The 22,316-nt window shown below is 72.1% G+C and carries 19 protein-coding genes and 1 pseudogene; 12 read left to right on the top strand and 8 right to left on the bottom strand.

Going from position 1 to position 22,316, the window contains the following annotated elements; all coding sequences use genetic code 11:
* Positions 1-44: 44 nt before the first annotated feature.
* Positions 45-278, top strand: a complete 234-nt coding sequence (locus O7610_RS02550; protein ID WP_281554144.1) for a TM2 domain-containing protein — start codon at positions 45-47, stop codon at positions 276-278.
* Positions 279-332: 54 nt separating this feature from the next.
* Here O7610_RS02550 and O7610_RS02555 read toward each other — a convergent pair whose 3' ends face one another.
* Complete coding sequence (locus O7610_RS02555; protein ID WP_289212551.1) at positions 333-5,132, bottom strand: family 43 glycosylhydrolase; 4,800 nt, start codon at positions 5,130-5,132, stop codon at positions 333-335.
* Between the two features lie 226 nt (positions 5,133-5,358).
* On the opposite strand from O7610_RS02555, the gene O7610_RS02560 reads away from it, so the two are divergent.
* From O7610_RS02560 to O7610_RS02570, 3 genes are read left to right on the top strand one after another with little or no spacing between them, the layout of a single operon-like run.
* A complete protein-coding gene (locus O7610_RS02560; RefSeq protein WP_289212552.1) occupies positions 5,359-6,882 on the top strand; it encodes a hypothetical protein in 1,524 nt (507 codons plus the stop codon).
* Positions 6,883-6,927: 45 nt separating this feature from the next.
* Positions 6,928-7,398, top strand: a complete 471-nt coding sequence (locus tag O7610_RS02565) for an Rv0361 family membrane protein (protein WP_289212553.1) — start codon at positions 6,928-6,930, stop codon at positions 7,396-7,398.
* 42 nt (positions 7,399-7,440) lie between these two features.
* A complete protein-coding gene (locus O7610_RS02570) occupies positions 7,441-8,175 on the top strand; it encodes a 4'-phosphopantetheinyl transferase family protein (RefSeq protein ID WP_289212554.1) in 735 nt (244 codons plus the stop codon).
* Here the strand turns inward: O7610_RS02570 and O7610_RS02575 are convergent.
* Complete coding sequence (locus O7610_RS02575) at positions 8,147-8,746, bottom strand: DUF1707 SHOCT-like domain-containing protein (protein WP_281554149.1); 600 nt, start codon at positions 8,744-8,746, stop codon at positions 8,147-8,149. The genes O7610_RS02570 and O7610_RS02575 overlap by 29 nt on opposite strands.
* Positions 8,743-9,282: an NUDIX domain-containing protein gene (locus tag O7610_RS02580; protein ID WP_281554150.1), complete on the bottom strand. Its 540-nt coding sequence runs from the start codon at positions 9,280-9,282 to the stop codon at positions 8,743-8,745. The genes O7610_RS02575 and O7610_RS02580 overlap by 4 nt, the downstream gene beginning before the upstream one ends.
* 125 nt (positions 9,283-9,407) lie before the next feature.
* Here O7610_RS02580 and O7610_RS02585 point away from each other — a divergent pair, with 125 nt between their 5' ends.
* On the top strand, positions 9,408-10,127 hold the full coding sequence (locus tag O7610_RS02585; protein ID WP_281554151.1) for a hypothetical protein: 720 nt from the start codon (positions 9,408-9,410) through the stop codon (positions 10,125-10,127).
* 36 nt (positions 10,128-10,163) lie between these two features.
* Positions 10,164-11,090: an acetamidase/formamidase family protein gene (locus O7610_RS02590; RefSeq protein WP_289212555.1), complete on the top strand. Its 927-nt coding sequence runs from the start codon at positions 10,164-10,166 to the stop codon at positions 11,088-11,090.
* Positions 11,091-11,105: 15 nt separating this feature from the next.
* Here the strand turns inward: O7610_RS02590 and O7610_RS02595 are convergent, their stop codons facing one another.
* The gene (locus O7610_RS02595) at positions 11,106-11,393 is read right to left on the bottom strand and encodes a DUF3817 domain-containing protein (protein WP_281567387.1); all 288 of its coding nucleotides are present in this window, start codon (positions 11,391-11,393) and stop codon (positions 11,106-11,108) included.
* Between the two features lie 2 nt (positions 11,394-11,395).
* The gene (locus tag O7610_RS02600; protein WP_281567386.1) at positions 11,396-11,905 is read right to left on the bottom strand and encodes a hypothetical protein; all 510 of its coding nucleotides are present in this window, start codon (positions 11,903-11,905) and stop codon (positions 11,396-11,398) included.
* A 93-nt stretch (positions 11,906-11,998) separates the two neighbouring features.
* Between O7610_RS02600 and O7610_RS02605 the strand changes: the two genes are divergently transcribed.
* Entirely contained in the window at positions 11,999-13,099 is a 1,101-nt protein-coding gene (locus O7610_RS02605) for a GlxA family transcriptional regulator (protein ID WP_348651192.1), read from the top strand.
* A gap of 2 nt (positions 13,100-13,101) precedes the next feature.
* Here the strand turns inward: O7610_RS02605 and O7610_RS02610 are convergent.
* Both O7610_RS02610 and O7610_RS02615 read right to left on the bottom strand, forming a co-directional pair.
* Positions 13,102-14,031, bottom strand: a pseudogene (locus tag O7610_RS02610) (acyltransferase family protein); the annotation flags it as partial.
* 176 nt (positions 14,032-14,207) lie between these two features.
* Positions 14,208-18,236, bottom strand: a complete 4,029-nt coding sequence (locus O7610_RS02615; RefSeq protein WP_289212557.1) for a S8 family serine peptidase — start codon at positions 18,234-18,236, stop codon at positions 14,208-14,210.
* A gap of 199 nt (positions 18,237-18,435) precedes the next feature.
* Here O7610_RS02615 and O7610_RS02620 point away from each other — a divergent pair, with 199 nt between their 5' ends.
* A complete protein-coding gene (locus O7610_RS02620; protein ID WP_289212558.1) occupies positions 18,436-18,909 on the top strand; it encodes a winged helix-turn-helix domain-containing protein in 474 nt (157 codons plus the stop codon).
* Positions 18,910-18,924: 15 nt separating this feature from the next.
* On the opposite strand, the gene O7610_RS02625 is transcribed toward O7610_RS02620, so the two are convergent.
* Positions 18,925-19,326: a MerR family DNA-binding transcriptional regulator gene (locus O7610_RS02625; RefSeq protein ID WP_281554158.1), complete on the bottom strand. Its 402-nt coding sequence runs from the start codon at positions 19,324-19,326 to the stop codon at positions 18,925-18,927.
* 52 nt (positions 19,327-19,378) lie between these two features.
* Here O7610_RS02625 and O7610_RS02630 point away from each other — a divergent pair, with 52 nt between their 5' ends.
* The 4 genes from O7610_RS02630 to O7610_RS02645 all read left to right on the top strand — a co-directional run bounded on the left by O7610_RS02630 (position 19,379) and on the right by O7610_RS02645 (position 22,274).
* Positions 19,379-19,975: an NADPH-dependent FMN reductase gene (locus tag O7610_RS02630; RefSeq protein ID WP_289212559.1), complete on the top strand. Its 597-nt coding sequence runs from the start codon at positions 19,379-19,381 to the stop codon at positions 19,973-19,975.
* Positions 19,972-21,225 carry an erythromycin esterase family protein gene (locus O7610_RS02635; RefSeq protein ID WP_289212560.1) on the top strand — a complete coding sequence of 418 codons (1,254 nt, stop codon included), beginning with the start codon at positions 19,972-19,974 and terminating at the stop codon, positions 21,223-21,225. The genes O7610_RS02630 and O7610_RS02635 overlap by 4 nt, the downstream gene beginning before the upstream one ends.
* Positions 21,226-21,293: 68 nt before the next feature.
* Positions 21,294-21,617 (top strand): hypothetical protein, encoded by a 324-nt coding sequence (locus O7610_RS02640; RefSeq protein ID WP_281554162.1) that lies wholly within the window; start codon positions 21,294-21,296, stop codon positions 21,615-21,617.
* A 6-nt stretch (positions 21,618-21,623) separates the two neighbouring features.
* On the top strand, positions 21,624-22,274 hold the full coding sequence (locus O7610_RS02645) for a nucleotidyl transferase AbiEii/AbiGii toxin family protein (protein WP_289212561.1): 651 nt from the start codon (positions 21,624-21,626) through the stop codon (positions 22,272-22,274).
* Positions 22,275-22,316: the final 42 nt, after the last annotated feature.

Genomic DNA, 22,316 nt, shown 5'->3' on the forward strand with positions numbered 1-22,316 from the left:
GTCACGGGGGACCGCGTGCCGATTGTCTATTTTGGAAGGTATACATGTCGCAGACCACGGCCGTACCGGCCACCGAGCAGAAGTCCTGGCTCGTCGCGCTGCTGCTCAGCTTCTTCCTCGGTGGGTTCGGAGCGCACCGGTTCTACGTTGGCAAGATCGGGACCGGCGTTCTGATGCTGGTCACCTTCGGTGGACTGGGCCTCTGGGCGCTGATCGACTTCATCGTCATCCTGATCGGCAAGTTCACCGACAAGCAGGGCCAGCCGCTGGCCAAGTGATCGGCGGAACCCACAGGCTGGGGCGCTACCCGTACGGGTAGCGCCCCAGCCGCGTCACGAGACGTCGACGACGACCGCTCCGCCGCCGAGCGCGGTTGTGCTGGCGTTGGTCCGGCTGTCGTAGACGACCGTCCCGGTGGCCGCCTCCCGGATCCGGATCCAGAACCGGTCCTTGCCCTGCTCCCGCAGCGCCTCGTCGTTCAACCCGACCAGGTACTCGTAGTCGCCGGCGCCGTTGACCGTCCCCCGGCCGTTGAACCGCACCTGTGGACCGTCGACGACGTACCCACGGTGGCTGGTGGCGGCGAACTCCCACTCGCCGAGGCGCAACCGCAGCGCCACCGGACCTGGCCCGGTCGTCTCCGGGCCGGTGGCCGCAACGAACCCGAACTCGGCCCGCCCGGCCACCCGCGCGTCGGCGACGTACGCCCCGGCCGGTGAGGTGATCCAGCCGGAGCCGGCCACGTACCCGCCGTCGGTCCGGCGTACCGCCAGATACCCGCCGGCCAGAGTGTGCGCGGCATCCCGGTCGTCGATCACCGTGACCGTCGGCCGGTACACACCCGGTTCGGCGTACGTGTGCGCCGCGACGCAGGCCGACCCGTCGACCGTGCCGGCGTCGACGGTGCCGTCGCCCCAGACCAGCACGCACCGGTGCGTGTCGTCCGCGCCGGCGTCGGTGAACGTCGCGGTGACCCTGACCTCGGTGCCGGCGGCGACCGGCCCGGCCGCACCGGTGACGGCGATCACCGTCGGCGCGGTGTTGACCGGCCGGATCGGCTCGACGCTCTCCAGGGTCGGCACCACCGGGACGATGGAGCCGTCGGCGGCGAAGCGCAGCCGGTCGATGGTCGTCTCCCGGTGGGTGCCGTCCCCGTCCGGGATCGCGAACCGGTGGTACGCGACGTACCAGTCGTCGGTGCCGGGGATCCGTACCACCGAGTGGTGCCCGGTGCCCTTGACGCCCAACGACAGGTCCTTGCGCAGGATGACACCCTCCCGGGGACCCCACGGCCCGAGCGGCGAGTCACCGACGGCGTACGCCACCTGGTAGTCCTCGCTGCGGGTGTCGTTCTCCGACCACATGAAGTAGTAACGGCCGTCACGCTTGATCACGAAGGTGCCCTCGTTGTAGCCGTCCGGCCGGTAGGTGCGCACCGCGGTCGGGTCGAACGACACCATGTCGTCGTTCAGCGGCACCTGGTAGGAGGCGCCGTTGCCCCAGTACAGGTAGGACCGGCCGTCGTCGTCGGTGAACACCGCCGGGTCGATCATCTGGCCGGAGTACGTCCCGGCCGACACCAGCGGCTCGCCGAGCGCGTCGCGGAACGGCCCGGTCGGTGAGTCGGCGACCGCGACACCCAGGTGCTTGCCGGTGTCGCCGGTGGCCTTCCCGCCACTGAAGTAGAAGTACCACTTGCCGTCGCGTTCGGCGATCGTCGGCGCCCAGGCACTGTTGTCCGCCCAGTCGACGTCGGTCTCCAGGTCCAGGATGACCCCGTGGTCGGTCCAGTTCACCAGGTCCGCCGAGGAGAACACCGAGAACTTCGTGCCGCTCCAGCCGGCGAACCCGTCGGTGGTGGCGTAGAGGTAGAACCGGTCGCCGAACACCGCGATGTTCGGGTCGGCGTACAGGCCGGGCAGCACCGGCGAACGCATCAGCCGGGCCTCGACGGTCCAGGTCGCCGTGGAGCCGTCGGCGCCGGTGACCGTGTACGTCACCGGTGTGCTCAGGTCCCGTACGGTGCCCGATGCCGGCGCGACGGTGGCGCCGGGGGCCAGGGTGAGCTCCGGGGCCAGGGCGGTCAGGTCGGTGTCCGGCCGGACCGGCAGGATGATCCGTCGGGTGTCGGCGTCGATGATGGCGTCCACCTTGAGCTGCGCCACGGTGGCGCCGGTGATCGCCGCCGGGTCGCCGCCCAGGGCGTACACCTCGTCGGCGGTCAACGCCCGGTTGTAGATCCGGAAGTCGTCCACCTCCCCTGCGAAGTACGGGTCCGCGCCGTACAGCGAGCGTCCGATGTAGCCAGCGTAGTCGCGGGTCGGGTCGTGCAGGTCCGACGGGCGGACCGCTACGTCGGTGGCCCGGGCGATCTCGACCCCGTCGAGATACATGACGGCGGTACGGGTGGCCGAGTCGACGGTCACCGCGAGGTGCTTCCATTCGTCGCCGGTCAGCGCCGACGACGCCCGCAGCTGCTTCTCGGCCTGCCAACTGCCGGTGGTGATCGCTGAGAACAGCACCCCGCCGCCGCTGCGCGGCGTGCTGAACAGGTAGCGGTCGCTGTTTGGACCGAGTCCGTAGATCCACTGGTTGGCGGTGCTGGAGGCGTCCCATTTGACCCAGGTCGCCACGGTGGTGCTGGTGACCCCGGCGTACACCCCGTTGGGGATCGTCACGTACGGCGCGGTGGTCGAGCCGCTGCCGCCGCCGCTCATCTTGAACGAGCCGCCGTCGACGCCGGTGCCGAACGCCGGGGTCCGCTCGTAGCGGCCGTGCCGGCCCTGCCCGGACGAGTCGGTGGCGACACTGCCGCCGGCCTCGTCGAACTCGTAGTGCAGCAGCAGTCCGTCGGCCGGCGGCTCCGGCCCCGGGTCCGGTCCGTACGCGGCGAGCAGCGCGTCGTACTCGGCCCGGGTGACCGGCAGTACGGTGCCGTGCCGGGGCCTGGCCGGCAGCGCGTAGTCGCTCGACGGCGTCCATACCCCGGAGGCGAGGTCGGTGGTCTCGAACGGGAGGTAGCCGCGCCCACCGAACTCGTCGATGAACAGGTACCACTTCTCCTCGGTGTTCGACTTGAAGATGGTGGGTCCTTCACCCTGGGACATCACGCCCTGGCCGATGCAGTCGGCCAGGAAGTCCCAGCCGGTGTCGCGCAGTGACGTCGACGTCTCGGCCAGGATGAACTTGCTGCACGGCGTCGACGACGAGTTGTTGCGTTCGTCCTTGGTGAACCGGTAGTAGACGCCGTCGTGGTCGATCACCGTCGAGTCGATGACCGAGTAGCCGGGGTCGACCCACACCTGCGGTTCGGAGAAGGTGTGGAAGTCGCGGGTGGTGGCGTACAACATCTTGTTGTAGGTGTTCCCGGTGTGGTCCGGGTCGTCGGCCGCGTACAGCTTGGACGCCCAAAAGACGACGTACGCGCCGATCGTCGGGTCGTAGTACGCCTCCGGCGCCCAGGTGTTGCCGGCGGTGTCGGGGGAGACCTGCACGAGGCGCTGGTCGGTCCAGTCGACCAGGTCGGTGGATTCCCACACCATGATCGACCTGCTGCCGTGGCGCTGCGCGCCGTCCCAGTCGCCGTTGCCGTGGATCCGCAGGTCGGTGGCGATCTGGTAGAACTTGTCGCCGTCCGGGGAACGGATGATGAACGGGTCCCGCAGGCCCTGCTCGCCGAGCGTCGAGGTGAGCACCGGCCGGCCGTCGTTGAGCTGCTGCCAGCGCAGCGGGTCGTTGCCCTGGCTGAGGGCGAAGTAGACCTGCTCGCCGTCGGCGGTGCCCTCCCCGGTGAAGTAGCTGAACAGGTAGCCGGTGCGGTCGGCCGGAGCCGGCAGCGCCGGCACGGTGGCGGTGAACTCGCGGGTGGCGCTGGCCGCGTTGCGGGTGACGGTGGCGGTCAGCGTGACGGTGGTGTCGCCGGCTCCGGCCGCTGGTCGGGTCACCGTGCCGTCGGTGGCGATCACCGCCGGGTCGCTGGACGTCCAGGCGACCGCTGTGCCGGCGGCCCCCGCCGTGGGCAGGGTGAGGTTGCCGCGTACGTCGTCGACGTTGTGCACGGTCAGCGCGGCGGCGGCGTCGGCGACGATTCGTGCGTCGTCGAATTCAGCCAGTACGGTCACCTCGAAGCTCCTGCTGTCGGTGACGGTGCCCCGGCGCAGGGTGGCGGTGAGCGTGGCCTGGGCGTCTGGTTCGCCGACTTCCGGTCGGGTCACCGTACCGTCGGTGGTGACCACCGCCGGGTCGCTGGAGGTCCAGTCGATGCCCGAGCCGCCCGGCCCGGTGACCGGCAGGGTGAGGTCGGCGGTGATCCGGCTGGTGTCGCCGAGATCCAGCGCGGCCGCGTCGTGGGCGACGACCGCGGCGGCCGCGCGTTCACCGATCTGGGCGGCCTCGTCGGCGGTGACCGCCCGGTCGTAGATGCGGAAGTCACGCACCCGGCCGGCGAGGTGGCGGTCGCCGGTGTAGACCGAGCGTCCGATGTAGTTGGCGGTGGTGGTGCCGTCTCCGATCGACGCCGGGGTGATGGTGACCGCGGTGTTGCGGCCGACCTCGACGCCGTCTTCGTAGAGCACTGCGGTGTTGCCGGTCTGGGTGTAGGTGAGGTTTTTCCAGACGCCCCGGGCGAGGTTGCGGGACGGGTTCGGTCGGGTGTTCTGCTCGGTGGACCAGTTGCCGCTGGCGATGGCGGCGCGGAACTGGTCGCCGGTGGCGAACAGGTATCCGTCGCCGGTGCCGCCGCTGGTGTTGCCCATCCCGAAGATGAAGTACGGGGTGACCTGGGCCGGGTCGATGAACACGTCCATCGCCACGGTGACCGAGTCGAGGTCGCGCAGCACGTCGTCGGGCAGGTCCACGTACGTGTCACTGCCGTTGAGGCCGAGCCCTTCGGCGCCGGACCAGGCGGCGGCACCGTGCACGGTGCCGTGCCGGTCGTTGCCGGACGTGTCGGTGGCGACGGTTCCGGCGGTGGCGTCCAGTTCGTACCAGAGGACGAGTCCGTCGGTCGGTCCGGCCGCGGTGGCGGTGGTCGGGCCGGCGGCCAGCAGGCTGGCGGTGAGGGCGAGGGCGGCGAGCGACGCCAGGGCTGTTCGTCGAGGTGGGGCGGTACGCGGTCGATCCCGCTGCGGCATGAGTGTCTCCTCCTGGGAGGCGTCCGGATTTGCGGTCTGAGCGTCGGTATCAGCAGTTGTTAGCGTTAACAACACCTGGCGGACGGTGGTCGGGTCAGAGTTCACCCGATTCGTCGCCGTGACTCGGCGGTTGCGAGAGTGTTAACCGGGGCGTACCCCGCCGTCAAGATGCCCATCGGCATGGCCCCTCCGCCTCGGGCAGCGGCGGACGGTAGGGTCGCGCGGCATGAGGACGGTCTACACGTCGGCGGACCCCGACACCTTCCACCACGCCCGGCAACGGCTGGTCGGCCGGGTCGGCAAGTGGGCGCGTCGGCAGCGGCGCACCGAGCTCGACCCGTTCGTGATCGAGACACTGCTGGAGTACCGGTGGAGTCACGGTGACGGTCTGCTCGGCCGGTGGCACCCCGACGACCTCACCGCCGCGCTGCTCGACGGGTTCCCCCGACACGTCACCATGCACCCGGACGACTGGGACGCCGTCGTGCCGAGCGTACGGGGATTCGTCGACTTCCTGTTCGACGAAGGGTTCGCCGACCGGCACTGCGCCGACCGGGACCTGCTGCACACCACGCTCGACGAGCTGGCCGGACCGGTCGCCGAGGCGCTGGCCGACGAGCGGCGCTACGGTCCGGCGAAGTACTGGACCACCCGGATGATGCGCGAAGGCGTCGATCCGACCGACAACGCGGCCGCCCAGGCGTTCATCGCCGACGTGCACGCCGGCCGGATCTCCGTCGACCAGGACCTGCTCAACCAAATCATGGCCAACCACCGGGCGGCATCCGACGGCGCGCAACGTCCACCGACCCTGCCGCTGGTGACCGTCCCGGACGACGCCGAGTTGCGCCCGGCAGCCGAAGCGTCGACGATCCTGCACCGGGTCCGGCAGTTCGTGGCCTGGGTGGGACCGGGTCGAACCCTGACCCCGAACGGCAACCTGCGGCTGGCCGACGCCCGGGAACTGGTCCCGCTGCTCGACACCGCAGACGTGATCGACCCGGCCATCGGTGACCGGGTGTTCAAGACCCGCAGCAGCGAGGAGCTGTACGGACTCTCGGTGGTCGTCGCCTGGGCTCGGGCCGCTCGCGTGGTCCGGATGGTCAAGGGACGGCTCGTGCCGGTCAAGAGCGCGGCGAAGCTGCTGACCGACCCGCTCGCCCTGGCCCACCGGCTGTACGCGACGCTGCCCGAGATCGGGGCGGCGGTGTGCGGTAGCGGCTGGCGTGAGTCGTTGATGCGGTGGCGGTTCGACGACGCCGTCGTCATCACGGCACTCACCATCTACTCGTCCGCCGAACCGCTGCCGGTCCCGGCCCTGCGCGAGCTGCTGCACCAGGCGCTGGAGAAGTCGATGCTGGTGCCGTATGGCGGCACCGAGGAGCAGCAGCAGGCCTGGCGCCAGTCCGCCCACAACGACGCCGACCGGCTCTTCGCGCAGCTGGCCGACCTCGGCGCGGTCCGGCTCACCGACGACGACAGGATCAGCCTGACGCCGCTCGGTGCCATGCTGGTCGGGCACCACCTGCGCGAACAGGGCGTGGTGGTGCCGACCGTCGCGGACCTGCTGGACGAGACCGCCGAGGTGGTGGTGGCGGTCGCCGCCGACAGCGATCCGGACAGCGCCGCCCGGCTGCTGACCGCCTGGTGCGCCCACCAGCCGCAGAGCGGTCCCGCCGAGCTGCGGGCGCTCGCCCGGCGTACCGACGACCAGAAGCACCGGCGTCTCGCCCGGTCCCATACGGGGTAGCCGTCCCCGTCCGGCAGGTGGCGGGCGGCCTCTAGCATCCCGATCATGAGTTACCAACCGCCGGGGCCGCCACCACCGCCGTCACCCGCTGGGCCGAGCCGCGGCCGGCGGACGACCGTGATCATCGTCGCTGTCGTGCTCGCCGTCGTCCTGCTCTGCTGCGTCGGCGTCGCAGGGGGTGGCTTCTGGCTGTACCGGACCGTGTCGGCGGCCACCGAGCCGGCCCGCGACGCCACCACCGCCCACTTCGACGCGCTGTCCGCCGGCGACTACGCCGGTGCCTACCAACGACTGTGTCAGGACCGCCGGGACGCCCTGTCCGAGACGGAGTACGTCCAGCAGGAGTCCGCCGCCGGGCAGATCGCCGGGTACGACATCATCGGCGTCAACGTGTCGACCACCAACGGGCGGACGTCCGGCGCCGTCACCGTCGAAGTCACCTACGACGGTGGCGCGCAGCGGCAGGAGACCGTCAGACTGGTCGAGGAGAACGGCGAATGGCGGGTCTGCCAATGACACCCGACCACCTGCCACGACCGTGACGGAGGGCGGAGCGGGATGATCGAGGCACTGCTGCCAGCCACGGCGGTCGCCCGCGAGGCGTTCGACGACAGCGTCCCGGTCACCCTGTTCCCCGAGGAGACGGCCGTGGTCGGCAACGCGGTGGACAAGCGCCGCCGCGAGTTCGGCACCGCTCGCCGCTGTGCCCACGAAGCTCTCGCCGAGCTGGGCTTCCCCGGCGTACCGGTGCCGTCCGGAGCGCGCCGCGAACCCCGCTGGCCGGCCGGGGTGGTCGGCAGCATCACCCACTGCGCCGGCTACCGCGCGGCGGTGGTGGCCCGGTCGGCCGACCTCACCGCGGTCGGCATCGACGCCGAACCGCACGAACCACTGCCCTCCGGAGTGCTGAACAGCATCACCGTGCCCGACGAACTCACCTGGCTGGCCGCCAGTCGGGACAGCCACCCGCAGGTGCACTGGGACCGGCTGCTGTTCTGCGCCAAGGAGGCCGTCTACAAGGCGTGGTATCCGCTGGCCGAAAGCTGGCTCGGCTTCGAGCAGGCGTACGTCGAGGCGACTCCCGGCCCGGGTGCCGCCGTGGCTCCCGGCCTGGGTCCCGCCGTGGCTCCCGGCCCCGGTGCCGCCGTCGACGGGGACTTCACCGCCCGGCTGCTGGTGCCCGGCCCGGCGCTGCCCGACGGCACGCCGCTGACCGGGTTCACCGGCCGGTGGCTGGCCCGCAACGGCCTGATCGTCGCCGCGATCAGCGTCCCGGCCGGCCCCGACGTCTGACCGACACACCGCCCCAGAACGCCAGCCCGTTGATGTGGATTCTCGGCCCACCAGGGCTGCCCAGCCCGGCGGCCCGCTGACCGAAGTCGCCCATCAGGCCGACACCGGAGATCGACACCTCGGCGTCGTCCGGCACCACGATCTCGATCCCGCCCATGATCGCCCAGGCCCGGATCCGGATCGCGTTCGCGTCGAACCGCGCCTCCCGCAGGTCGATCCGGCCGCCGCCCCAGAAGGCGAAGGCCCGCAGAATGCCCGGTGCCACCCACCGGCCACGCCGGTCGAAACCGCTCATCACCGCGACCGCCCACTGCGACGGACGCGACGGCGCCAGGCCGTGCTCGCCACGCCGGGCCACCGTGTCGGACACCGCACGGGGAATGTCCCGGGTCAGCGGCTCCAACTCCGCGTACGTCCGGGCGGCGTACACCCGGCCGAGTCGTTCGTCCAGCTCGGGCAGATCGATCCGGCCCTCGGCGGCCGCGGCCCGCAGCACCTCCGCCACCTGCTCGCGGTCGGCGTCGGAGGCCCGCAGCCCGTCAGGAGGCAGCCGGTCAGGAAGGTCGCTCACGCCCACAGGGTACCGAGCGTCGCCGGGTCCGTCGGATCGGTCAGGTAGTGGGCCAGCACCTCGGTGTGCAACGGGAACGCGAGCGTGACCGGCTCGGTCACCACCAGCCACTCGGTGGCCTCCTCGGTCGCCGCCGACACCGGCAACGCCTGCGCCGGTCGGGGCGGCAGCACCCCGAAGATCAGCAGGCTCGCACCGTTGGGCACGCTGCGTACGGCGTACAACTGCACCTGGTCGGACCGCCCGGCCAGGCCGGTCTCCTCGCGCAGCTCGCGGACCACCGCGGTGCGCCAGTCCTCGCCGTACTCGATGAAACCGCCCGGCAACGCCAGCTCGCCGCGTGCCGGCTCGATGTCGCGGCGCTGCACCACCACACCGATCCCCTGTGGAGTCGTCACCGGCACCACGGCGACCGCCACCGGTGTCGGATTACGCCAGACCTGCTGCCCACAGTGGTCACAGGACCGGGGCCAGCCGGCGTCGGCCGGGTAGCGGGCACCGCACGACGAACAGAACGAGTAGGGCACGCCAGTCACAGCGCCCGACGATACGCCGGCCGCCGGGCCGTGACCGCTGTCGCCTATCCGACCGCCGCCGGGCACCCGCCGCCGCACCCGGTCGGGGATTCTGACGGCAGCAAACCGTAAGGGGAGGTGTGTCGATGCTGTTCAGCGGGGCGTGCCCGGTCCGGGAGACCGAGCGGGACTGGATCGACGAGTCACTGTCCTGGCTGATCCGCGAGTTCGGCGAGCCGGCTCTGCGCGGACCGGTGGTGCTGCCCACCGACGAGTTCTTCCCCGGTGCCTACCACGGCAGCCGGGCCGACGTGGCGGCGGTGCTGCACCGCGTCGCACGGCACATGGCCGTCGACCCGGACCGGGTCGAACTGGTCTTCGAGCCGGCCGACGACACCGAAGCCGCGCTACTGGCCAGCCTGCCGGCGTACGCGCAGGCCGCTTCCGGCGCGGCCGGGCACTACGTACGTCGGGGCGGCCGGGGCGTGATCACCATCGCCGGGGCGCAGGCCCGCCAGCCGATGGCGCTGGTCGCCACCATCGCCCACGAGCTGGCCCACGAACGCCTGATCGGCGAGGGCCGGCACCGCCCCGACGCCGCCGACCACGAGCCGCTCACCGACCTCACCACTGTCTTTTTCGGACTCGGCATCTTCACCGCCAACGCCGCCTTCGACTACCGGGGCCGGGCCGGCGGCTGGCAGTCGAGCCGGCTCGGCTATCTCACCGAGCCGATGTACGGCTACGCGCTGGGCCGGTACGCCTGGCTGCGCGACGACCTGCCGCCCCGCTGGGCCCGGCAGCTGGACACCAACCCGCGCAGCTACCTGCGCCGGTCGCTGCGCTACCTGGACCGGCGGCGCTAGCTGCGTCACCTGGACCGGCGGCGGTAACCTGCGGCGATGCGGCACACCCTGGAGCCGAACACCCGGACCCTGCACGGCTACTTCTCACCCGACTATCCGCCGGTGCTCACCATCGACCCCGGCGACACGGTCACCGTCCGTACCCTGGACTGCTGGTGGTCGGCCGGTCCGTACGCCGGCGGGCCGCACGACCAGCGGCCCCGGCACGCGGCGTACCGGCCGGGGTTCGGTCATGCGCTGGTCGGGCCGATCGCGGTGCGCGGCGCCCGGCCCGGGACGACCCTGTCGGTACGGATCGACGAGGTGCTGCCGGCCGAGTGGGGCACCACGTTGGCCGGCAGCGCGTTGACCCCACACAGCGAGCGGTACGGGATCGCCGGCACCGAGACGGTGCACACCTGGCAGCTGGACCCGGCCGCCGGCACCGGACGCAACCAGCTCGGCCACACCGTGACGTTGCGGCCGTTCCTCGGGGTGCTCGGCATGCCGCCGGCGCAGCCCGGCGAGCATTCGACGATCCCGCCCCGGCGCTGCGGCGGCAACCTGGACTGCAAGGACCTGGTCGCCGGCAGCACCCTGCTGCTGCCGGTCACGGTCGACGGCGCGCTGTTCTCCGTCGGCGACGGCCACGCCGCCCAGGGCGACGGCGAGATCTGCGGTACGGCGATCGAATGCCTGATGGACCGGGTCCAGCTCACCTTCGATCTGGTCGACGACCGGCCGCTGACCGGCCCGGTGGCCCGGGTCGACGGTGCCTGGCTGACCCTCGGCCTGGGCGACACCCTCGACACTGCGGCCGCCGACGCGCTCGACGCGATGATCACCCTGATGTCCCGCCGGCACGGGCTGTCCCGGGGCGACGCGGTCGCCCTGGCCAGCGTCGTCGTCGACGTACGGGTGACGCAGATCGTCAACGGCGTCGTCGGCGTGCACGCCCGGCTCGCCGACGACGCACTCCGCTGACGGGGCCGGTGCCGTTCAACTCTGCGCCGGTGCGTCCGGTGCCGGTCGACGGTGCGCGGCCAGTGCCCGCAGCGTCAGCAGGCCGCCGACGCCGGGCAGCAGACTGAGTAGCCGGGTCGATGTCGGCGCGGCCGGCTGCTGCGCGGTGGCGACGACCACCAGCAGGTACGCCGCCCCGTGGGTCGGGCCGAGCAGCGACGACACGGCCGGCCAGTGCACCGTGGCCAGGTTGGCCAGCATCACGATCAGAGTGGTGATCTCGACTCCGGCGGCGATCCGCAACAGCCGCAGACTGCCCGACATCCTCACACCCCGGTCGTCGAGCCGGGACGGACGATCATCAGCACCGTGACCGTCGCCCAGAGCAGGTTGAACACCCCGGTGTACGCCGCCAGCCGCTGTGGCGCGGTGGTCGGTGTACTCGCGGTCGCTGCCCCTGTTGCGGTCGCCGTCGGCTCCGGCTGGGTGCCGGGAGCGTCGATCCCGGTCAGCAGCATCTGCTGGCGGGGCAGGACCCGTAGCACCAGCAGCGCGGCGGCGATCGCGGTGAGCGCGATCGACACGAGCAGCCAGGTGTCGGTGAGCACCCCGAGGCTGGTGGCGGTGGCCAGACCGAAGACCGGCACGACGATCCCGACGGCGGCGTACACCCGGCAGATTCGGTGCAGCGTGCGCAGGGTCGTGTGGGCGGCGGCGTCGCGTGGGTCGGCGATCGCCCGCCGGGCGGCGGCCGGGAACATGCTGGCTGCGACGGTCACCGGGCCGATCGCCACGATCGCTGCGAGCACATGTACGGAGAGCAGAAATTTCGTCACGACGCGACGGTATGGGTGGTTTCGTGACGCGAGGAGTGGCAGGAAGGACACAGGTCAACGGATTCTCGCCACCGTCGGCGTACCGTCGTCGACGTGCACCGGATCGCGATCCTCGCCCTCGACGGGGTCATCCCGTTCGACCTGTCCACCCCGATCGAGGTGTTCGGCCGGCTGCGGCTGCCCGACGGCCGGGCCGCGTACCAGGTGGTGGTCTGCGCGGCCACCGCCGAGGTGGACGCCGGCGCGTTCACCCTGCGACCCGCCGCCGACCTGACCGCGCTGGCCACCGCCGACACGGTGATTGTCCCCGGCTGCGCCGATTTGTCGGCCCCGGTGCCGCAGCCGGTGCAGGCCGCGCTGCGTGCCACCGCCGACGCCGGCACCCGGATCGCCTCGATCTGCTCCGGCGCGTTCGTCCTGGCCGCCGCCGGCCTGCTCGACGGGCGACCGGCCACCACCCACTGGCGCGCCGCCGCCGACCTGGCCGCCCGCTACCCGGCCGTCCGGGTCCACCCGGACGTGCTCTACGTCGACGACGGGCAGATCCTCACCTCCGCCGGGGCCGCCGCCGGCCTCGACCTCTGCCTGCATCTGGTCCGCCGCGACCACGGCTCGGCGGCGGCGGCCGACGCCGCCCGGCTGTCGGTGATGCCGCTGGAACGCAGCGGCGGGCAGGCCCAGTTCATCCCCGCCCAGGCACCGCCGGCACCGCCCGAGCCGGCGATCGAACCGCTGCTGAACTGGCTGCGTGAGCAGGCGGCCGAACCGTTGACGTTGGCCCGGATCGCCGACCGGGCCGGCATGAGCCCTCGAACCCTGCACCGACGCTTCCGGGAACACACCGGCGTCCCGCCGCTGCGCTGGTTACAGGAGGCCCGGATCCGGCAGGCCCAGCATCTGCTGGAAGCCACCGACGACGGGGTCGAACAGATCAGCCGCCGGGTCGGCTTCGGTTCACCGACCGCGTTCCGGGAGAGCTTCAAACGGATCGTCGGCACCAGCCCGTACGCCTACCGGGGCGCATTCCGCCGGCCCGGCGACGAACGGAGTCAGCCGACTGGTGCGCGGCGTCAACTGGGTGGTAGCAGTGACGGGCGGCGGCGGGCGGCCAGGTCCTCGACCCAGCCGAAAGCCAGCACCACGACGACCAGCAGCACGGTGCCGACGCCGAGGATGGCCGCCTTACCGGCGTAGAGACCGGTCAGAGTGAGGAGCCCACTGGCGGCGTACAGCACCGGCAGGTGCCAGATGTAGATGGTCACCGCCCGAGCGTTGACCATGCGGATCAGCCGGGCCAGCCACGGCACCTGCGTGAGCCAGTCCAGCCGGGGCCGGGCCCGCATCAGTAGCAGCACCACCGCCCACCCCCACACCAGCGCGCCGAGCCGGTCGTCCTCGCCCCGCTCGGCCAGCCACATCATCGCGCCGATCGCCAGCGTGCCGACGCCGAGCGCGTACCACCTCAGCGGCACCCGATCCAGCAGCCCGGTGTGCCGGGCGAAGCCGACCAGCCAGCAGGTGCCGTACGCGGCGGTGGACCAGAACACGTCGGTGACCGGGTTCATCTGCAGGTCGACCAGCGGCGAAGCGAACAGCACGGCGAACGCGGACAGCGTCAGCAGCGCGCCGACCGGCCAGCGCCGGAACGCCCACCACAGCAGCGGGGAGAGCAGCACCAGCCAGAGGTAGGCGCGGATGTACCACAGCCCGAGCGAGAACGGCCCGCCCCACTCACTGGACGGCGGGTTGCGCAGCGGCACCACCCACCAGGTCACGTCCAGCAGGCTGGGCCGCCAGCCGACCAGGACCATCAGCGGTACGGCGACCGCGGCGAGCGCCCACAGCGGTGGCAGCAGCCGGCGCAGCCGCGAGCCGACCACCCGCAGCGGCGTACCTCGGTCCAGCGACACGGCCGTGAGGTAGCCGGCCAGCGCGAACATCACCGGCATCGCCGGGAACGCCAGCGGCAGCCAGGTCAGCCACAGGGTGTGCAGCAGGTAGACCCGCACGATCGCCAACGCCCGCAGCGCATCGATGTACGGGCTGCGCTCGCGTGTCGGGCGCGGCGAGGTTACCAGGGTAGGCGCCTCCTGCTCGCTGTTACGCAGGGGCGGGCTGACACGCATGGAGGCCGAAACTATCCGGGGTAGCTGGGTGTTCCCGCAACGTACGGTTGCGGTGCAGCAACGAGCTGGTTAATGGCCGGTGGCGTCTCGTGCCGTACCGACAACCGGCGGTGCGGGGCGGCGTCGATGGATCGCCGCCCCGCACCAGCTACCCCGGACAACTCACCGGGTACGACCTACCGCTGCCGCACCGTCAAGCCCACGGGCACCGTCAACACCGGGTACGGGGTCTGCGCCCGCAGTGCCAGCGTGGCGGTGTACCGGCCGGGCCCGTCGACCCCGGTCGCGGCGTTGGCGGTGAACCGCAGCGTGACGGCCTTCGACGCGCCCGGCGCCAACGTGAAGCTGGCCGGGCGTACCCGCAGCCAGGGCACCTCGGCCGGCGGTGTGCAGCCGTCCGCCCCGGACCACTGAGAGATCGACGGCACGGCCGCCCACTGCGGCGACATGCCGCCGATCGCCAGCCCACCGCAGGCGCCGGCACCCCGGGACGCGGCCTGCCCGGTCGGGGCCAGCTCCTGCCAGGCGTCGGCCACCGGGTCGTACCCGATGGTGTGATCGGTGATCTCCCCGCCGGAGAGCATGCCGCCGGCCAGCACCAGGCGGCCGGCGGCCACCGAGTACGCCGCGCCGGTCACGTGCTCCGGCATGGCCGCGCGGGCCGACCAGCGGTCGGTGTCCGGGTCGTAGGCGAGGGTGTCGGCGTAGTCGCCGTCGTGGCTGTACCCGCCCGCGCAGTAGATCCGCTGGTCGATCGCGCCGCAGGCATGCCACGCCACCTCGTGCGGGTAGTCGGCGCGGGCCCGGAACGTGCCGGTCGCCGGGTCGAACGCGAGCACGTCGGCCGACGCCCGGCACAGGTCGTCCCGGCAGCCGCCGACCAGGTAGATCAGCCCTTCGACGACCACCGCCGCGGCCGCCGCCCGGGGGGCGGGGTTGGTCACCCCGGCGAGCTTGCGCCACACCCCGGTCGCCGGGTCGTACACGTCGACCGCCGACTGCGGCCGGAACTCGGTGTCCCAGCCGCCGAACACGTACACCTCGCCGTCGACCGCCGCCACCGCCGGCTTGCCCCGGTCCCGGGGCAGGTCCGGCAGCCGCTGCCAGGAGTCGGCGACCAGGTCGTAGGCCCACGCCTGCCGGGTGGTGCCCAGGTGGGTGCCGCCGCCGATCGAGTAGACGATGTTGTCGAGCACCACGGCGGCGTTGTCGGACAACCCGTCCGGCGCGTCGGCCAGCCGCTGCCACGGCGGCTGCCCGGACAGCGGCGGCGTGGCCGACGCGGCGGGCCGCTGCAGCACCGTCACCGTCACCGGTGCGGTCCCGGTGTTGCGGACGGTGACTTCGGCGCTGCCGCTGCCGCCGGCCGTCAGTTCCGCCGCGACCGGTGCGCCGGAGACTGCCAGCTGTCCACTGCGCAGGTCGAAGTCGACCCGCCGGGCACCGCCGGCGATCACCGACGCGGTCCGCTTCCGCTGCTGGTACGGGGCCGCCTCGGCAACGAACGACCGCTGCTGCCCGGCCCCTCCGGCGAAGAACCAGTAGAACCCGTCCGGCACCGTAGAATCGGCCGGGGTGGCCGCCGACGTGCCGTACTCGTCCGGGCGCTGCGGGTCGGCGACCCGTGCCCCGACCACCGGCGTCCCGGTGTTCGCGTCGCTGGTGAACCCGGCGATCAGCCCGCCGTCGACCGGCGTGCAGGTCCGGTCGACGATCGCCACGTCGTCGACCTGCCACCACCAGCTGTACCCGCCCCGGTAACGGAACCGGACCTGCACCTGGTCGGCACCGGCCACCGGGGCCAGCGGAATCTCCACCAGCTGCGGCCCGCGTACGCTCTCGGTCACCTGAGAGACGTTGACCCATTCGGTGCCGTCGGTCGACACGTCGATCGCGGCGACGTCGCCGTTGCCGGCGATCCACGCGTCGGTGCGGAACCGCAGCACCGGTGCCGCGATCTGCGAGATGTCGATCATCGGCGTGTGCAGCAGGGTGTCCTGGCTGCGGCCGACGCCGTGGCCGTCGCTGTCGACGATGGCGAACCCGCCGGTACCGCCGGTCAGGTTGCCCCGCTGGTGGTGGTCGGTGAAGGTCCAGCCGCCGCCGTCGGTGCGGTCCACGATCGACCAGCCGGCCGGCTCGGCGGCGAAGTCGGCGGCGAACACCGTAGCGCCGGTGTCGGCCGTGTAGCCGGGGGCGGTGCAGGCGATGTGCGCCGCCACCACCAGGTTCGCCCTTCGGGCCTGGCCGCCGACCGCCACCTCGGTGGTCACCGTCCGGTAGCCGGGGTACAGCGGGGTCACCGTCAACTGGTACGTGCCGTGCCGGGGCACCGGTACGGCGTACCGCCCGCTGGTCGGGTCGGTGAAGACCGGGTGGCCGGGGCGGCCGGCGATCTCGATCCGCGCGTACAGCGGCCAGCCCTGCCCGGAGCCGTCGGTGACCCGACCGGAGAGGGTGACCAGCGGCACCGCGTCGAGGGCGACGTCCTGGACCACCGGCGCGGAGCCGACCGCCACCGTCAGCGTCCGGGTGGCCCAGCCGAACCCGGACACGGTCAGCGGGTGCGTTCCGGCCGGCAGGTACGTCGCGTACCCGCCGGTGGGTCCGGTCTGCACACTGCGGCCGGCGACCGTCACGGTCACCCCGGCGACCGGGGAGCCGTCCGCCGCGTCGGTCACCGTGCCGGTCAGCCGGCCGGTCTGCGCCCGCGGCGCCTGCGCCACCACCTGGTACGCGTCCAGCCGACCCTCGCCGGCCAGGTTGTTGTCCGCCACGGTGCCGCCGCATTCGGTCGCGTCGACGTCGATCGCGGTACGGTCCAGCAAGGCGACCGTCGCGTCGTAGTCGTTACGCAGTGCCGGCGCGGCCGACCACAGCAGCGCGATGGTGCCGGCGACGTGCGGTGCCGCCATCGACGTGCCGTCGGCGGTGCCGTACTGGCTGCCCGGCAGCGCCGAGACGGTGCCCACCCCGGGGGCGGCGATGTCCGGTGTGATGTGGCCGTCGACCCCGGACGCGCCCCGGCTGGAGAAGCCCGCGATCGTGCCGTCGACGTCGTGCGCGCCGACCGTGTAGACGCTCGGGTAGTCGCCGGGGGAGCTGGCGGTGTTGCACGCCGGCCCGTCGTTGCCGGCCGAGAAGACCGGGAAGATCCCGGCCGCCCGCCACGCGGTCACCACCTGCTCGTACCAGGGGTCGGCCTGGCCACCGCCCCACGAGTTGTTCACGATGTCCGGCCGCAGATCCGGGCGCGGGTTCTCGCCGTTGCGGTCGGTCGGCGCCAGCACCCACTGGCCGGCGGCCAGCAGCGCCGGGTCGGAGCAGTTGCGGGACTCGCAGCCCTTCGCCGCGATCCACCGCGCCCCCGGCGCCACCCCGATCCGGGTACCGGCGCCGTCGTCACCGACCATCGTGCCCACGGTGTGGCTGCCGTGCCCCTGGTTGTCGCAGGGCGTCGCGTCCGGGCACACCCCGGACGGGTCGAACCAGTTGTAGTCGTGGTCGAAGGTGCCGTCACCGAGGCTCCCCCGGTAGCTGGCGACCAGCGCCGGATGGTCGAACTGGACTCCGGTGTCGATGCTGGCAATCACCACGGTGTCGCCGCGTACGCCGAACTCCGACCAGACCCGGGGCGCGCCGATCTGCTCCACCCCCCACGGGGTCTGCGGATCGTCGGCGGCGGCCGGCTGCGTGACCGGCTCGATCAGCTCATGGCTGCGCACCGGCTCCACCCGCGCCACCTCCGGCCGGGCGGCGATCGCGTCGACCAGCGCCCGGTCCCCGGTGACCTGCACCGCGTTGGCGATCCAGAAGCTGGTGTACGGCACCTTGCGCCGGGTCAGGTCGGCGGTCAGCCCCTGTTGGCTGCGCTCGGCGACCTCGGTCAACCGCTCGTACGCGACGGTGGAGCGCCGGGCCCGGTCGCTGATCCGGGCTGCGGTGTCCAGGGTGGCCGTCTCCCGCAGGTAGACCATGAAGCTGGTGGTGCCGTCGGCGGCGAGGTCGGCCAGCAGTTCGGCACTGACCGCCGCCGGGGCGTCGCCGTTGCCGCCGACCGGGGCCGCCGACGCGGCAGGGGCGGCCGTGGTGGCGGCGGTGACGCCGAACACGACCGCCAGCGTCGCGGCGACGTACCGGACGATCGCGGCGGCGTACCGGATACCCGCTGGTGGCGGGCCGGTCCGTCCAGGTGGATGGATCATCGTTCTCCTCACAGTGGTGACAGGCGGATCCCGCCTGCCGGCCATGCTCGGGGTCCCGAGGACCAGGTGAAAGCACCAAGGTGGGCAATTGCCGGACAATACCGGGACAGCGACTGGTGCTGGGAGGGCTCCCACCAGGCCGTTGACGTCGGGCCTTTCAGCAGGTTGGCTGGCCCGGGAACACACTGGGGGAGATGCGGTGACGGGTGGCGAGGTGCCGTTGGTGGTGTGCGTGTCCACCGACCCGGCGGTACGCGAGCGGTTGGTGTCCCGGGTCGACGACCTCGGCGCCGTACTGGTCGTCAACAACCTCACCGAGCTGCGGACCATGCTGCTGTCGACGGCGGTGGCCGATGAATTGGCGGTGGCCGACGGGCCGACCCACCTCGGTGACCTGCTGCTCGATCCGCTCTCCACCGAGGTCACCTGGCGCGGCGAGGCGCTGGCGCTCACCCCGTTGGAGCGGGCGACGCTGCTGCGGCTGGCCAGCCCACCGCTGCGGCTGTGGACGTATCGGCAGTTGTTCGAGGCGGTCTGGGGCGGCGCCTATCTGGACGACCGGGCCGCGCTGCACGCCACCGTGAAGCGACTGCGGCGCAAGCTCGCCGCGCTGCCGAACGGGCCACGGGTACGCACCGTCCGAGGGGCCGGCTACCACCTGGTGTCCGGCTGAACGGCGTCCTGCGTCTCAGCCTGGCATCGGTACGTGACGCCCGCCCGTCGGTAGTGTGCAGAGCGGCTCTCCGGAGGCGATGTCGTCGAGCGCGTCGTGGAGTTCGGCGATGCGGCGCTCCGCTTCGGTGACGAGCGCCCGGGTGAGCTGCTGCCAGTCGGCCTCGGTGGGTTTGGCCGGCAGGGCGGCGAACAGCGCGACGATCTCCTGCACGCTGAGCCCGACCCGTTGCGCCACCCGGCAGATCCGCACCACACAGGGGGCGAACTCGTCGTACCGGCGCTGGTTGCCGCTGGTACGGACCGAGGTGAGCAGTCCCTGGCGTTCGTAGAACCGGATGGCCGAGGTGGCGACTCCGCTGGCTGCCGCGACCTCACCCACGCTCAGGGTCGCCGGGGCGGCGGTGGCGTTGGACATGGATACATCGTCGCTTGACTTGAACTATTGTTCAAGTTCTACCGTCAGCGGCATGGAAACGGACAACGTCGCCACCCCGGACCGACCGCTGCGGGTCGCAGTGATCGCGGGCAGCACGCGACCCACCCGGCGGTCACCGGCCATCGCCCAGTGGGTGGCGTCGGACCGCAGCCAGCCGGAGCTCCGCCTGGAAGTGGTCGACCTGGCCACCGTCGACCTGCCGATGCTGGGCGAGCCGCTCGCGGCCGTCTTCGGCAGCTACGAGCACGACACCACGCGCCGCTGGGCCGCCGCGATCGCCAGCTACCACGCGTACGTCATGGTCGTCCCCGAGTACAACGCCTCCTTCCCTGGCGTACTGAAAAACGCCCTCGACCACCTGTACGCCGAGTGGAACGACAAGCCGGTGGCCTTCGTCGGCTACGGGATCTCCGGCGGCGGCCGCGCCGTGGCGCAGCTGCGCCAGGTGGCCGAGGAGCTGCGGATGCGCCCAGTGGGAACGTCGCTGCACCTCTCACCGCACCAGGTCGTCGACGGGCGGTACGCGGCCAGGGCTGGAGACGTCGAGACCCGCGCCCGCATGCTGGCCGAGCTGGCCGGGGCGCTCGACGTCACCCGCGCGCCCGCCGCCGACGGGAGCGTCCGATGAGCGCCGACGCTCCGGCGGCGGTCCTCGACTGGCTGTCCACCCACGCCCGACCGATGCGACCGTACGGCGACACCCCGTGGCGGGACGTCGTGACCGACCTCGCCGACGCCCTTCTGCCGAGCCGGGCAGACCACGATGTGCATGCCGCGCCGACCGTCATCGGCCTCGCGCCGACGACCCGGGAGAGCGCCGAGGTCAGCGAGCTGCAGGTCGACCTGCTCCAGGCGTTGGTGACCCGAGGCGTGCGTACCGTCGTCATCCAGGACACCACCGAGATCGGTGCACGGCTCGACCGGTGGGCCAGGACCGGGGAGACGTCAGATACCGGTCCCGAGGCGATCCTGGCCGACGCATGGGGGCCGTGGCGCACCGAGTCGCTGCGCCACGCGCTGCTCTGGTTGCGCGCCCACAACGCCAACCACCCGGCCGATCCCGTGGAGATTCGTGGGATCGTCCGCCCCACTGCGGTGCCCGCCGACTACGACCGGGTCCTCGCCCTGACAGCGGGCACCCGCGACCACGAGCGGATATCGGCGCTCCTGGCGACGATCCGGGTCGCGCACGACGGCGGCGAACACGTCGAACGCGCCCACGGCAGGTGGACCGGCGCGCCCTTCGTCGACCTGGCCCGGCAGGCCCGTACCGCGACGGCGGAGGTGCTCGAACCCGGCTCCGACGCCGCGGCCCGGGCGCTCGCGGCGCTCGACCGCATCGTGCGATTCCACGCCACCTCCCTCAGCCAGGGCCACGACGGCGACGACGAAGAGACGGCCGCCGCAGACCAGCTCGTCGAACACCTGCGGGCCACCGGCCGGCGAGCCGTTGTCTGGGACGGGATCGGTCACCTTGCCGCCCGGGGGACCAGCTTCGGCTCCCGACTCCGCGCACATCTCGGGACGGGCTACCGCTGCCTGCTGACCACCTTCGGGTCCGGCCGCATCCGGGACCTGCGCCTGCCGGCACCCCGCCCCGGCAGCCTGGACCAGACCCTCGACCACGTCGCGGCCAGGCTGGGCACGGGGTACGCGGTCAACCTGACCGCCGCCCCGAAACCCGACGCGGTCGGGCAGTGGCTGGCCGGCCGGCACGCCGTACGAGTCATCTCGGGCATGTACCACCCCGATGAGGACGAACGGCACTACTTCGCGCTCGACGACCTCGGCGGATCCGTGGAAGTCCTGCTGCACTTGCCGACCGTCAGCCCGGTCAGGTACATCGAGCATCCAGAGCCGGACGTACATGCCGGGTGACACGCCGGCAGCCATCGCCGGACTCCTCCGTACGGTGAAGCAGCACCGACGTGAGCGATAATGGCGGCATGGCACAAGCGCGGGTGCTGTACGAGGATGGCCGGCCGTACACCGTGCCGGACTCGCTGGAGGAGCTGGCCGGACCAACCGGGGGTGTGGTCGAGCTGCCGTTGCGCCTGGACTGGTCTGAGCAGGGCCGTTACGACCTGTCCGACGATCGCCAGCGCAACCTTATGTACGAGCGGGTGATCCGGGAGTCGATGCGGGTCGAGGATCTCCGCGCCTTCGTCCATGGTCCGACCCTGGCCAGGGTGTGGCGCCAGCTGTGGCTGCCAACCAAGGTCCGGACGCTGTGGGAGTCTCGTTTCCCGAATCTCCCCAGGGCAGCATGAGCCGTGATGGACCCGTTTCACCAGCGACTGGCTCGGGTCGCGTTGAAGGCTGCAGCCGAGTACGGGTTCTGCCTGGCCGGTGGGTACGCGGTGCAGGCGCACGGCTTCGTGGACCGGGTCTCCAAGGACGTGGACCTGTTCACCACCATGGCGGCAGTGTCTGACTTCCCGGCAGCTCAGGCCGCCGTGGTGGCGGCGCTCCGTGCCGATGTTCTGGACGTCGCCGTGGAGCGGAAGGGAGCCTCATTCGCCCGACTGGCGGTGGCGGACCCGGCCACGGGCAGCGCCAGCACGGTAGAACTTGGTGTCGACTGGCGGGCGTACCCGCCGGTCCAGCTCGCGATCGGCCCGGTCCTGCATCCCGCCGACGCGGTGGCGAACAAGCTGTGTGCTCTGTTCGGTCGGGCGGAGGTCCGTGACTACATCGACGTACACGGGGTCATTCAAGATGGCCGCTTCACCACCGGCGAGCTACTGCAGCTGGCGGCCGATCACGATCCTGGGTTCGACCCGTCGATCTTCGCGGGGGCGCTACGCGCGGTACGGCGATTTCCTGACTCCGCCTACGAACCGTACAAGCTCACCGCCGACCAGGTCGACGCGCTGCACGCGCGGCTGCTCACTTGGGCCGATGAGGTGGAAGGTGCCGGTCAGTAGCGGCGGACAGAACTCGGCGACGGTCCTCCGGCCACTTGGGGG

It is taken from the genome of Solwaraspora sp. WMMA2065 (assembly GCF_030345075.1).
GTDB lineage: Bacteria > Actinomycetota > Actinomycetes > Mycobacteriales > Micromonosporaceae > Micromonospora_E.

Excerpts from the sequence above, each read along its gene's own strand:
- O7610_RS02550 (WP_281554144.1), top strand. The coding sequence starts at position 45 with ATGTCGCAGACCACGGCCGTACCGGCCACCGAGCAGAAGTCCTGGCTC.
- O7610_RS02555 (WP_289212551.1), bottom strand. The coding sequence starts at position 5,132 with ATGCCGCAGCGGGATCGACCGCGTACCGCCCCACCTCGACGAACAGCC.
- O7610_RS02560 (WP_289212552.1), top strand. The coding sequence starts at position 5,359 with ATGAGGACGGTCTACACGTCGGCGGACCCCGACACCTTCCACCACGCC.
- O7610_RS02565 (WP_289212553.1), top strand. The coding sequence starts at position 6,928 with ATGAGTTACCAACCGCCGGGGCCGCCACCACCGCCGTCACCCGCTGGG.
- O7610_RS02570 (WP_289212554.1), top strand. The coding sequence starts at position 7,441 with ATGATCGAGGCACTGCTGCCAGCCACGGCGGTCGCCCGCGAGGCGTTC.
- O7610_RS02585 (WP_281554151.1), top strand. The coding sequence starts at position 9,408 with ATGCTGTTCAGCGGGGCGTGCCCGGTCCGGGAGACCGAGCGGGACTGG.
- O7610_RS02590 (WP_289212555.1), top strand. The coding sequence starts at position 10,164 with ATGCGGCACACCCTGGAGCCGAACACCCGGACCCTGCACGGCTACTTC.
- O7610_RS02595 (WP_281567387.1), bottom strand. The coding sequence starts at position 11,393 with ATGTCGGGCAGTCTGCGGCTGTTGCGGATCGCCGCCGGAGTCGAGATC.
- O7610_RS02615 (WP_289212557.1), bottom strand. The coding sequence starts at position 18,236 with ATGATCCATCCACCTGGACGGACCGGCCCGCCACCAGCGGGTATCCGG.
- O7610_RS02625 (WP_281554158.1), bottom strand. The coding sequence starts at position 19,326 with ATGTCCAACGCCACCGCCGCCCCGGCGACCCTGAGCGTGGGTGAGGTC.
- O7610_RS02630 (WP_289212559.1), top strand. The coding sequence starts at position 19,379 with ATGGAAACGGACAACGTCGCCACCCCGGACCGACCGCTGCGGGTCGCA.
- O7610_RS02635 (WP_289212560.1), top strand. The coding sequence starts at position 19,972 with ATGAGCGCCGACGCTCCGGCGGCGGTCCTCGACTGGCTGTCCACCCAC.
- O7610_RS02640 (WP_281554162.1), top strand. The coding sequence starts at position 21,294 with ATGGCACAAGCGCGGGTGCTGTACGAGGATGGCCGGCCGTACACCGTG.
- O7610_RS02645 (WP_289212561.1), top strand. The coding sequence starts at position 21,624 with ATGGACCCGTTTCACCAGCGACTGGCTCGGGTCGCGTTGAAGGCTGCA.